General features: G+C 70.9%; 9 protein-coding genes. 6 read left to right on the top strand and 3 right to left on the bottom strand.

Translation table 11 applies throughout. The annotated features are described in order from the left end of the window. The first annotated feature begins 433 nt into the window (after window positions 1-433). The 4 genes from F6X51_RS28290 (at window position 434) to ettA (ending at window position 3,790) form a co-directional block, all read left to right on the top strand. Entirely contained in the window at window positions 434-688 is a 255-nt protein-coding gene (locus tag F6X51_RS28290; protein WP_191970301.1) for a hypothetical protein, read from the top strand. Continuing rightward, entirely contained in the window at window positions 634-1,578 is a 945-nt protein-coding gene (locus F6X51_RS27080) for a DNA/RNA non-specific endonuclease (RefSeq protein ID WP_150967106.1), read from the top strand. The genes F6X51_RS28290 and F6X51_RS27080 overlap by 55 nt, the downstream gene beginning before the upstream one ends. 10 nt (window positions 1,579-1,588) lie before the next feature. Continuing rightward, a complete protein-coding gene (locus F6X51_RS27075; protein ID WP_150967104.1) occupies window positions 1,589-1,861 on the top strand; it encodes a hypothetical protein in 273 nt (90 codons plus the stop codon). Between the two features lie 276 nt (window positions 1,862-2,137). Continuing rightward, the gene (ettA, locus tag F6X51_RS27070; protein WP_150967102.1) at window positions 2,138-3,790 is read left to right on the top strand and encodes an energy-dependent translational throttle protein EttA; all 1,653 of its coding nucleotides are present in this window, start codon (window positions 2,138-2,140) and stop codon (window positions 3,788-3,790) included. A gap of 108 nt (window positions 3,791-3,898) precedes the next feature. Here the strand turns inward: ettA and F6X51_RS27065 are convergent, their stop codons facing one another. The 3 genes from F6X51_RS27065 to F6X51_RS27055 are packed head-to-tail and all read right to left on the bottom strand — an operon-like array spanning window position 3,899 to window position 6,864. Continuing rightward, complete coding sequence (locus F6X51_RS27065) at window positions 3,899-4,756, bottom strand: formyltransferase family protein (protein ID WP_150967100.1); 858 nt, start codon at window positions 4,754-4,756, stop codon at window positions 3,899-3,901. Beyond that, window positions 4,756-5,523, bottom strand: coding sequence for an SDR family NAD(P)-dependent oxidoreductase (locus tag F6X51_RS27060; RefSeq protein ID WP_150967098.1), 768 nt, complete (start codon window positions 5,521-5,523; stop codon window positions 4,756-4,758). The genes F6X51_RS27065 and F6X51_RS27060 overlap by 1 nt, the downstream gene beginning before the upstream one ends. Before the next feature lie 33 nt (window positions 5,524-5,556). Next, window positions 5,557-6,864, bottom strand: coding sequence for a capsule biosynthesis protein (locus tag F6X51_RS27055; RefSeq protein ID WP_150967097.1), 1,308 nt, complete (start codon window positions 6,862-6,864; stop codon window positions 5,557-5,559). A 282-nt stretch (window positions 6,865-7,146) separates the two neighbouring features. Here F6X51_RS27055 and F6X51_RS27050 point away from each other — a divergent pair, with 282 nt between their 5' ends. Further along, a complete protein-coding gene (locus F6X51_RS27050; protein WP_150967095.1) occupies window positions 7,147-9,099 on the top strand; it encodes a capsular polysaccharide export protein, LipB/KpsS family in 1,953 nt (650 codons plus the stop codon). An 18-nt stretch (window positions 9,100-9,117) separates the two neighbouring features. Continuing rightward, a complete protein-coding gene (locus F6X51_RS27045) occupies window positions 9,118-10,626 on the top strand; it encodes an LTA synthase family protein (RefSeq protein WP_150967093.1) in 1,509 nt (502 codons plus the stop codon). Window positions 10,627-10,906: the final 280 nt, after the last annotated feature.

Raw genomic sequence — 10,906 nt, 5'->3', positions numbered from 1 at the left:
GCCTGCAGCTCGCCCTCAGGCAAACGCCGCAGATCCGCAGGCGTCGCCAAGCCGTCCAGGGGGGAGGTATCGTGCAGGGGGAAAGTATCTTGCCGTGCCAATGATTTACACCCGCTCGCTTGCTCTCTGACGCCCGACCCGGAGCATCCCTTGTCCATGCCCGGTCCCGGTTTCGACGCGCCAGGCGGTCGATGAGATTTGCGGACCTATATACCGATCTCGTCCCGCTTTGCCACGCTGACGTCATAATCCGGCAGGCGGCATCCCGTACTTTTCACTCACGCCCCCGGCACGTTCAGCGCTAAGGACGGCCAGCCGGACAGGGCCCGGGGTCGTGGCTATGAAAGCGGCAAGTATGGATGACCGATACCCTGATCAATGTTGAATGCGTCATTTTCTGGGTTTCGTGCCGTTGCTGCAACATGAGGCCGTGATGTTGCGCCTGCATCTCACCGCCTCCCTGGCGCTGTACGCATCGATGCATGCCGGCGAAGCTTGTGCGGCGTCGCGGCCTTATCCGACGAACCTCACGGTGGTCTGCGCCTTCGACCCCGTCTGCGTCGAGCAACCGGGCGCGGGCGGCCTCGACCGGGACGTCCGCCCCTTCGAGGGCAGTCTCGGACGACCCTGCGCATGGCGCTGGCGCCCGACGCCCTCCGGCACCCGGAAAGTCCGGGTGTGCTACTAGGCCCGCGCCGCGCACGGCCCTGGTTCGCCCTGCTCGTCGTCTTGGTCGCCGGCGAGGTTCGCGCCGCCGACACTTGCCCGAGCCTGTTCGCGGACGGCGCGCCGCCGGTCCTGACGAACCCGAGGCTCGCGGCCGACACGGCGAGCCTCTGCTACGACGCCTTCGCGGTCCTGCATTCGGGGACCTCGCGCACGCCGCTCTACGCCGCCGAGCGCCTGACGCGGGGAAGCGTCGCCGCGGCGCGGCGGGTGGACCGGGCCGACGCGTTCCACGACGAGGACCGCCTGCCCCCCGACGCCCGTGCCCGGATCGAGGATTACGTGCATACCGGCTACGACCGCGGCCACATGGCGCCGGCGGGCGACATGCCGACCGGAGAGGCGCAGGCCCAGTCCTTCAGCCTCGCCAACATCGTGCCCCAGAATCGGGCCTTCAACCGTGGCCTCTGGGCCGCGATCGAGGAGAGCGTCCGCCGCTTCGCCGGTGAGCGCGGCGAGATCTTCGTCGTCACCGGACCGATCTTCGAGGGGCGGACGGCGCAGTCGATCAAGGGCCGCGTCCTCGTGCCGACGCAACTGTTCAAGGCGGTCTACGATCCTGCGCGCGCCGAAGCCGGGGCCTATCTGGCGCCGAACCGGGCGGATGCGGACTGGCAGGCGGTCTCCCTGGACGCGCTGAGGGATCTGTCCGGCCTCGACGTCTTCCCAACCCTGCCCGACGCCGTCAAGGCGCGGGCCATGAGCCTGCCCGAGCCGCGCGAATATTCCCGCGGCGACGCGGCGGAGGGGCGCCAACGCCCGCGCGAGGAGGATTGGGGGGCCTGGGCGCGCGCGGAACTCCTGCGCATCCTGCGCCGCACCCTCCGCGACGTCCTGCGATCGATCTTCTGAGGATCCGAACATGGCGCGCCGAAAAATCGACCCCACCTTCAGCCCCTACACGGACGAGACCGCCGTGCGGACGATCGGGACGCTCTCGATCGAGAACGGGACCTCCCGCATCGCGCTACACGGCTCCCTCGACATCACCCGCGACCGCGCCGGACTGCGTCAGGCGAGGGCGTTGAAGTCCGTCCTCGACGCCATCGTGACGGCGCTGGCGGCGGACGACCTGCCGGAGGCGGTGGCGGAAGAGGGCGAGGCATCCGAGACCGTGAAGAACCCGTTCGCCTGAGCGCGGCGCGATCCGATCGTCCGGCATCCTTGCCGGGCACGGGGCACCCTGGTACTCGGGCGCGTTCATCACACGGCATTGCGGCCTCGTGAGACGCGGCCCCCGCGCCGCTCCGAATCGGAGCGCCGAGGGTCCGGACCGGCCGCAGGACCACATGCGGAGGCCTCGCGGCAGGCACGTTCGATGCGTGCCCGGCGCGAGCCTTCATCCGCCACGGCAATCCGGCCCGGCGCGTCAGGCGGCGCGCCCCGGCCCGCTGAAACGCAAGGACATCGAATGGCCCGCGAATTCATCTACCACATGCGCGGTCTGACCAAGACCTACACGGGGGGCAAGAAAGTCCTCGAGAACGTCAACCTGTCGTTCTATCCGGACGCCAAGATCGGCGTGCTGGGCATCAACGGTTCCGGCAAGTCGACGCTCCTCAAGATCATGGCCGGGCTCGACAAGGATTGGACCGGCGAGGGCTTCGTCGCGCAGGGCGCCCGCGTCGGCTACCTGCCGCAGGAGCCGCAGCTCGACCCAACCAAGTCGGTCCGCGGCAACGTGATGGAGGGCGTGGCCGAGAAGCAGGCGCTGCTCGACCGCTACAACGAGCTCGCCATGAACTATTCCGAGGAGACGGCGGACGAGATGACCGCTCTCCAGGACCAGATCGAGGCGCAGAACCTCTGGGAACTCGAGTCGAAGATCGACCAGGCCATGGAGGCGCTCGGCTGCCCGAGCGACGAGCAGCCCGTCGAGACCCTCTCGGGCGGCGAGCGTCGCCGCGTCGCCCTGTGCCGCCTGCTCCTGTGGGAGCCGGAGCTGCTTCTCCTCGACGAGCCGACCAACCACCTCGACGCCGAGACGGTGAACTGGCTCGAGGGGCACCTGCGCCAGTATCCCGGCGCGATCCTGATCGTGACCCACGACCGCTACTTCCTGGACAACGTCACGGGCTGGATCCTCGAGCTCGACCGCGGCCGCGGCTACCCCTACGAGGGCAACTACTCGGCCTGGCTGGTCCAGAAGCAGAAGCGCCTCGCCCAGGAAGGCCGCGAGGACATGGCCCGCCAGCGCGCCATCAACCGCGAGCAGGAGTGGATCGCGGCCTCGCCGAAGGCCCGGCAGTCGAAGTCGAAGGCCCGCATCACCCGCTACGACGAGCTGGTGGCCAAGCAGAACGACAAGATCGACGCCTCCGCGCAGATCGTCATCCCGATCGACGAGCGCCTCGGCAACAACGTCATCGAGTTCGAGCACCTGAACAAGGCCTTCGGCGACCGCCTGCTGATCGAGGACCTGTCCTTCAAGCTGCCGCCGGGCGGCATCGTCGGGGTGATCGGCCCGAACGGCGCCGGCAAGACGACGCTGTTCAAGATGATCACCGGCCAGGAGAAGCCCGACGGCGGCTCGATCGCGGTCGGCGAGACCGTGCATCTCGGCTATGTCGACCAGTCCCGCGACGCCCTCGACCCCAACGCCACGGTCTGGCAGGAGGTCTCGGGGGGCAACGACATCATCTATTTCAACAAGCGCGAGATCAATTCCCGCGCCTATTGCGCGGCCTTCGCCTTCAAGGGCTCGGATCAGCAGAAGAAGGTCGGGACCCTCTCGGGCGGTGAGCGCAACCGGGTGCACCTCGCCCGCACGCTCAAGGCCGGCGCCAACGTGCTGCTCCTCGACGAGCCCACCAACGACCTGGACATGGAGACCCTCCGGGCGCTGGAGGAGGCGCTGGAGGATTACGCCGGCTGTGCCGTCATCATCAGCCACGACCGCTGGTTCCTGAACCGCATCGCGACCCACATCCTCGCCTTCGAAGGCGACAGCCACGTCGAGTGGTTCGAGGGCAACTTCTCGGATTACGAGGAGGACAAGAAGCGGCGTCTCGGCACCGACACGATCATTCCGAAGAAGCTGAAGTACAAGAAGTTCGCCCGCTGAACGGGCGAGGGACGCAGGTGGGGCCGAGTCTCAGCCCGCCTCACCGAGCACGCCGCGCCGCAGCGCCGCGGGCCGCCGGATTCAGGGGAATCGGCCCTCGCCCCCGCGTCACGCCCGCGCGTTGAGGGCCGCCGCTTCCGCGAGGTCGCGGATATCCGTGAGCTTCAACCCGCGCCGGCGCAGATCGCGCAGGAGCGCGCGGGTGGGGAAGGGGCAATAGGGCAGGGTCGGCGTGGAGCGGCCCTCCGGCACCCGGCCCGTGCGGGCGATCTCGTCGAGGATCGCGTCGAGCATCACCCGCCCGCGGGCGTGGAGCAGGACCGAGGCCCGGCTCGCGGTGACGTCGGGCGGCAAGGCCACTGCCTCCTGCGCCAGGATCGCCCCCGTATCGATCGCGACCGCGAGGCGATGCAGCGTGATCCCGAAGGCCTCGGGCCCCTCGGACAGGGCGTGGATCGTCGGAACCGGCCCGCGATGGCGCGGCAGCAGCCCGGGATGCAGGTTCAGACCGCCGAGCGGGACGGCGGCGAGGGTCGGGCCGGACAGGATCTGGTCGAAGTGAAAGGTCAGGATCAGCTCGGCCGCGTGGCGGCGCAGGGCCTCGGCGACCTCCGGGCCGTTGACGTCATCGACCGTCAGGGTCGGGATCCCGAGGCGCCGGCACAGGGCGGCGAGGGGCGTCGCTTCCGGCGCATCGCGGCTGTCGGCGAGGCGCTGCGTCAGGGGTGCCAGCGGCCGCATCAGGTCGGGCAGGCCGAAATTGACACCGAGATAGGGCAGGAAGGCCGGACCGGACCGGGCGAGATGGCGACGGATTTGTCCGAAGAATCCGCCCGCATTCGGCCGTTCCGCATTCGACAATCCCACGAAGGCGATGTCGGCGGCGCGATCGGCGACGAAGCGCCGGACCGCACGGGCATTCGGCAGGGCCTCGAGGGCGAAGAGCGCGAGGCGCGGCGCCGGCATCAGCGTCGCTGCCGTATCTGGAACCGGAAGCCGTGCATGCCGATCCGGCGCAGGCGCTCGGGCAGCAGCGCGGCGCCCCGCGCCGCGGCCGCGAGCCGGCGCGGGAAGGCGACGACGTCGAGGTCGCGCGCGAGGCCCCGCGCGATCCGGATCGCCGCCTCGTCCGCGCTCATCTCCAGCGGACGCCAGCCTTTGTAGTCGCCGCCCATCGGCGTCCTGACGTAGCCCGGCGTCACCACGTTCACCCGCACCCCGTGCGGCTTGACCTTGTCCCGAAGCGCCAAGCCGTGGGCGAGAAGCGCCGCCTTGGCACCGCTATAGGCAGGTGCATCGGGCAGCGGTGCGTAGGCAGCGAGCGACGAGACCAGGGCAATCTGCCCCCGGCCGCGGGCGAGCATCAGCGTCAAGGCGGGCAGGGCGACATTGAGGGCACCGTTGAGGTTGATGTCGACGGTCTCGAAGGCCGTCTCCTCGGTCTCGATGCCGCCGGTCGGATGGCCGCCATTGATCGCCGCGTTGACGATGACGAGGTCGAGGGGGTGGCGGGCATCCGCCGCGCGCAGGAAGTCCCGCATGCCCGCCCGGTCGCGCACGTCGAGGCGCTCGATCTCGACCTCGGCGCCCTTGGCCCGGCAGGCATCCGCCACGGCCTCGAGGCGGACGGGGTCGCGGGCGTTCAGGACCAGGGTCACGGACGGGGCCGCGTAGTGGCGGGCGAGGGCGGCGCCGATGCCGCTCGACGCGCCGGTGATCAGGATGACGGGCATGGGCCCGGTGCTACTCCGCGGGGGGCCGGCCGATCAATAGACCGGGGCGAGGCGCCCGCTATCCTCGGTGCCCTCGCGGATCGCGCGGGCCGCCGCGACCATCGCGTCCGGCAGGGCCGCCTCGATGCGCGGCACCGTGCCGGCCACCGCCCGGTCGATCGCGGCGTGCGAGAAGAAGCCGCCGTTCACCTGCGTCCGGTGCAGCACGACGCGACGGAAATCGGTCATCAGCGCCATGTCGGGGGCGGCCGGTTTCGTCCAGAAGCTGTCGACGTCGCCCTGATGGGTCAGGCCCGGCATGTTGTAGATCGCCGTGCCGGTGGCGAGCGTCGGACGGCCCATCTCGAGGGACAGCATGCCGACGGTGCTGTTGACGATGACGACGCCCCGGCTGCCCTGGATCAGGCTCGGCAGGTCGCCCCCGTCGATGAAGTCGAGCCGCTCGCTGACGCCGTGGCGCCGGGCGGAGGCGCGGGCGAACTTGCGCCAGTTGATCAGGCCGCTGTCGAGGGGATGCAGCTTCACGAGGAGCCGCGTCGGCGCGGCGGAGGCGGAGGCGAAGGACTTGATCACCCGGTCCATGAAGCCCTCCACCCCGAGGAAGGGCGAGTGGACCCGGATCTGGTAGTCGCTGTCGAGCTGCAGCGGCAGCAGGAAGTAGTCGGCGCCGACCGCATTGTAGATCTCGTTGCAGCGCTGGGCCTCGCGACGGGTCCGGCCGCGGCGGCTGAACTTCTTGATCCAGCCCGCATATTCGGCCGCGATATGGGTCGGGCGGTGGCTGCGGAAATTCGGGTAGAAGTAGGGGAAGCCGATATTGGCGATGTTGTAGGCGACGTCCCAGAGGCTGCGCCGCGCCATGTCGCCGCTCGAGGGCATCGCCCGTCCGGGCTGCGGCAGGCGGCGGGCCAGGGCCCGGACCTCCTCGGCGGTCTTCGGCAAGGAGGAATGCCCGTTCACGCCGCCGAGTTCGCAGGTGATCCAGTTCGGCCGGATATATCCTTCCTCGAAGACATGGACGCGCAGGCCGCGCGTCTTGGCGATCTCGCGCGCGGTCACGTGGAAGGGCCGGCAATCGCCGAACAGCACGATGTCGGTGACGTCGTGATGCGCCACGTAGGTGTCGAGATAGGTTTCCCAGCCGTCGCGGGTGCCGCGGTAGCTGTCGGAGGGCAGCCTCCAGAACAGCCAGTCGCCGGAGCAGAAGTTGATGCGGCGGACCTGGTGGCCCCGGGCCTTCAGGGCGCGGCCGAGGTCGGAAAAGAACGGGGTCGCGATCCCCTGCAGGAAGAGGAAGGTCGCCGGGCGATCGAGAAAGGCGTCGGGGCGAGGCTGCAGCATTCCGAGGCGCTTGGTCCTTCACCGGGCACGGAGCCCGACCAACGATCCGTAAGAACGGGTCGCATACGCAACACGAGCCAGCAATGCAGCCACCGCTCCGGCCGAGGCGATTTCTCCGCCCCGTGCCTTTCCGGCAACGTCCGCACGAGCCTGCTCGGCCCGGCTTGGCTAGGGGTCAATCAGGGCGACGTTGTGTCCGCACGCGGGCCGTGCACAGGAACCGTTCGCCAGCCGCGACCGAGTTGGGGTAAGGCAGGGGCCCGCGCGACCATCGATCGAGCCATGCAAGCCAGCCTTCCCCCGTCGCTGTTCGCGACCGGCCGGACGATCCATCACCTTCGGAGCGAGATCGAGGGCGCGACCGGCTGCGCGCTCGCGTATCCGCGCCGGTCCGACGCGGCCGGGGTCGTCTGGGGCCGTGAAGGCGTCGCGGCGCGCGCCCTCGAACGCATCGGCCGCCCGCCCGTCGTCGTCGAGGCGGGACCGATCCTGAGCCCCTACGACACGCCCGCAACCGGGATGTCCAGCCTTCGCCTCCGGTATCGGGGAACGCCGGTCGAGACGCCCGCGCCGCCGACGGACATCCTGGGAGCGCTGCGGGAGCGGCGCCTCTACGGCCGGAACCGGTTCGCGCTGGAGGGCAGCGCCGCGCTCGAGGCCCATTTCTCCGGCGCTCCCGCGCGGTCGCTGATCCTCGTGGACGAGGCGCTCGCCGCCGCGCCCCGGCGCCTGCGCGCCTTCGTCGAGCGCGTCCTCGCCGACCGCCCCGACGAGAACTTCCTGGCCGCCGGCCCGGATGGCTGCCGCGGGCTCGCGGGCGGCCTGTCAGCCCGTCTCGCGGTGCTGGACGAGCCGGCCAATCCCTGGCTGCTGTTCGAGCGCGCGACGCGCATCCACGTTGCCTCCTGGGAGAGCGGCGCCGCGGCGCGCCTGTCCGGCTACGAGACCCACTGCGTCGATCCGGCCGCTTCCGGCGCACCGCCCTCCGATGCCGCGCTCACCCGGCTGTTCGAGGCGGGCATCCACACCTTCGATCCCTGGACGCGCGAGCCGATCGCGGCGGGCGACGGCATCGAACGGGTGGCGTGGCTGCGCGACCGGTTCGCGGCGAACGACCGCCGGGTCGTCTACGTCGGAATCTCCGGCTGGAAGCGCCCGGCGCTCGACGTCTTCGCCGATGGTCCGCACGGCTCTCCGGTCCATACCATGACGGCCGAGGACGCCGTGGGGGCGGGAATGCTGCACCAGGCGCGCGTGCTCGCCTGGGCGACGCGGGAGCCTGAACAGCTCGAAGCGCGCTGCGCGGAGGTCGGGCTGCCCCTCGCGCGGATCGAGGACGGATTTCTCCGCTCGGTCGGGCTGGGGGCGAGCCTTCAGCCCGGAGCCTCGATCGTCGTCGACGACCAGGGCATCTACTACGATCCCCGCAAGGAGAGCCGCCTCTCGCTGATCCTCGCCCACGCGGCGTTCCCGCCGGCCCTCGTCGCCCGGGCCGGGGCGCTGCGCGAGGCGATCGTCGCGCGCAGGCTCAGCAAGTACAATGTCGGGGTCGCGGATGCCGACGGCGATTGGCCGAGCGGCCGCCGCGTCGTCCTCGTGCCCGGACAGGTGGAGGACGATGCCTCCGTCCTGCACGGCTCGCCCCATGTCCGGTCGAACCGGGACCTCTTGCGCGCGGCCCGCGCCCGCAACCCCGAGGCGTACCTGCTCTTCAAGCCGCATCCCGATGTCGAGGCCGGCTTCCGGCCCGGCGCCATCCCGGAGGCGGAGGCGCTGACCCTGGCGGACCGGATCGTCGGCGGGATCAGCATCGTCGATCTCCTCGACCGGGTGCAGCATGTCGAGACCATGACGTCGCTGGCGGGTTTCGAGGCCCTGATCCGCGGCCTCACGGTGGCGGTGCACGGCCGGCCCTTCTATTCCGGCTGGGGCCTGACCGAAGATCTCGCGCCGAACGCCGCGCGGGGGCGCACCCTCGTACTCGACGAGCTCGTGGCCGGCGCGCTCATCCTGTATCCGCGCTACCTGGACCCGGTCGCGATGAAGCCCTGCTCCCCCGAGCAGCTCCTCGATCGCCTCAGCGCCGCGCGCGACGCCGCCCCGCGGACGCCGCTTTCCCTGAGCAGGACCGCGCAGGTGATGATGCGGGCCCGCTACGCCCTTCTGAACCCGATCATGCGCTACCTGCGCAATCGCCGCGGCGTGTCCCGCGGTTCCGGCGGCAAGCCCCGCTAGAGGCCGGCAGCGCGACCCATGTCCTTCCTTCCCGCGTTGATCGTCGCGCTCGCGGCCTCGCTCGCCATCGAGGCCTATGAGGGCGGGCGGCAGAGGCCGATCTCGTGGCGGACTCGCGATCTCGCGATCCGGTTCGCGGCCTGCGCCCTGGTGATGCTGTTCTGGTTCGCATTCTCCTGGCGTCCGTGGCTCGCGGGCTTCTCCGCGATCCTGACCGCGGCGGGCCTCAGCCTCGTGAGCCACCTGAAGCGCGGCGTCATCGGGGAGCCCCTGGTCTTCAGCGATTTCGCCCTGCTGCCGCAGGTGCCGCGTCATCCGGACCTGTACTACACCCGGCCCGTCACCGATCCGCGCATCGGCGGGCCGCTCCTCGCAGCCGTCGCGGGCGTCGCGCTCTGGTACTGGCTGGAGCCCGCGATCCTGCCGCGGGGCTGGCTCGCCGCCGGCGCGGCGGTCCTGGCCCTTCCCCTCGGCCTACTGGCCCTGGCCACGGCCTTGGCGCGGGGGCCGCTCTCGGCCCGGCTCGCCCGCCTCCTCCCCAAGCCCGATCTCGAGGCGGATGTCGCCCGCTACGGTCACGCCGCCACCATCCTGGCCTACGCCCTGCGCTGGCGCGCGACGCGGGACGCCGCGGCGCCGGCCGCGGTGCCGATGCCGGCCGCGCCCCATCCGGGGGCTCCCCGGGACGAGGTCGTGGTCGTCGTCCAGCTCGAATCCTTCGTGGATCCCGAACGCCTCGGCGGCCCGGCCCTTCCCGCGATGGACCTCTTCCGCAGGAGCGCCGCGCAGTACGGGCGCCTGCGCGTCCCCGCGCACGGGGCCTACACCATGCGCACCGAGCACGCGGTGCTGACGGGCCGGGATGCGGCGAGCCTCGGCTTCGGGGTGTTCGACCCGTATCTCAGCACCGGCGGCCACGAACCGACGAGCCTCGCGCGCCGCGCGGACGCCGCCGGCTACGAAACCGCCTTCGTGCACCCGTTCCATCGGGACTTCTTCCATCGGGCCCGGGTGATGCGGGCCTTCGGGTTCCACCGCCTGGTCATGGAGGACGAATTCGCCGGCGCGCCCCGCATCGGCCCCTATGTCGGCGACGTGGCGCTCGGGTCGCGCATCCTCGCCGAGGTGCGCGGGCGTCAGGGTCCGCTCCTCGTCTTCTCCGTGACGATGGAGAACCACGGGCCGTGGAAGCCCGGCCGCCTGCCCGGCATCGACGATCCGCTGGCGCAGTACCTGCACCACGTCGCCCATACGGGCCGGATGGTGGAGGATCTCGTCGCGGGGCTGCAGGGCCTGCGCGCCACCCTCTGCGTCTTCGGCGATCACGCCCCCGCGCTCCCGAGCTGCCGCCCGGGCTTCGGCGACACCGCCACGGATTACGCGATCTTCCGCTTCGGGGCGGACGAGGCGGGGCCGCCCGCCCGGGTCGATCTCACGGCGGACGCGCTCGGGCGTCTCCTGCGGGACACAGTCTCGGGGGTTTCCACGCCCCGACGCGCAGCAAGCGTGGCCGTGCCACGGTCGTGACGCAATACGGGCGGATGGCTTCGCCGTCGTCGGGCCCGGCGCCCGGCGAGCCCGCGTCCGGCTGCGCCCGAGCGATCGTTAAACCGATCTCAGTCTATGGCGCGCATGGATGCGGTGCCAATCCGAGGATTGTGCCCTGCGGCCGGTCCGGATGGAGATGTGTACATGGTGCGTAACGCGGCGCTATCGGCGCTGATGCTCTGTCTCGCCGGGGGCTGCTCGGTGCTTCCCGCATCGGGCCCGACGGCGAGCGCCGTGGTGGAGGGAGCGGACGTGGCGA

It is taken from the genome of Methylobacterium planeticum (assembly GCF_008806345.1).
GTDB lineage: Bacteria > Pseudomonadota > Alphaproteobacteria > Rhizobiales > Beijerinckiaceae > Methylobacterium > Methylobacterium planeticum.
This window is presented reverse-complemented; position numbering and strand designations above follow the sequence as displayed.

What these genes read in the sequence shown, in the direction of transcription:
- F6X51_RS27065 (WP_150967100.1), bottom strand. Translation starts at nt 4,756, where the DNA reads ATGCCGGCGCCGCGCCTCGCGCTCTTCGCCCTCGAGGCCCTGCCGAAT.
- F6X51_RS27075 (WP_150967104.1), top strand. Translation starts at nt 1,589, where the DNA reads ATGGCGCGCCGAAAAATCGACCCCACCTTCAGCCCCTACACGGACGAG.
- F6X51_RS27080 (WP_150967106.1), top strand. Translation starts at nt 634, where the DNA reads ATGGCGCTGGCGCCCGACGCCCTCCGGCACCCGGAAAGTCCGGGTGTG.
- F6X51_RS27045 (WP_150967093.1), top strand. Translation starts at nt 9,118, where the DNA reads ATGTCCTTCCTTCCCGCGTTGATCGTCGCGCTCGCGGCCTCGCTCGCC.
- F6X51_RS27060 (WP_150967098.1), bottom strand. Translation starts at nt 5,523, where the DNA reads ATGCCCGTCATCCTGATCACCGGCGCGTCGAGCGGCATCGGCGCCGCC.
- F6X51_RS28290 (WP_191970301.1), top strand. Translation starts at nt 434, where the DNA reads ATGTTGCGCCTGCATCTCACCGCCTCCCTGGCGCTGTACGCATCGATG.
- F6X51_RS27050 (WP_150967095.1), top strand. Translation starts at nt 7,147, where the DNA reads ATGCAAGCCAGCCTTCCCCCGTCGCTGTTCGCGACCGGCCGGACGATC.
- ettA (WP_150967102.1), top strand. Translation starts at nt 2,138, where the DNA reads ATGGCCCGCGAATTCATCTACCACATGCGCGGTCTGACCAAGACCTAC.
- F6X51_RS27055 (WP_150967097.1), bottom strand. Translation starts at nt 6,864, where the DNA reads ATGCTGCAGCCTCGCCCCGACGCCTTTCTCGATCGCCCGGCGACCTTC.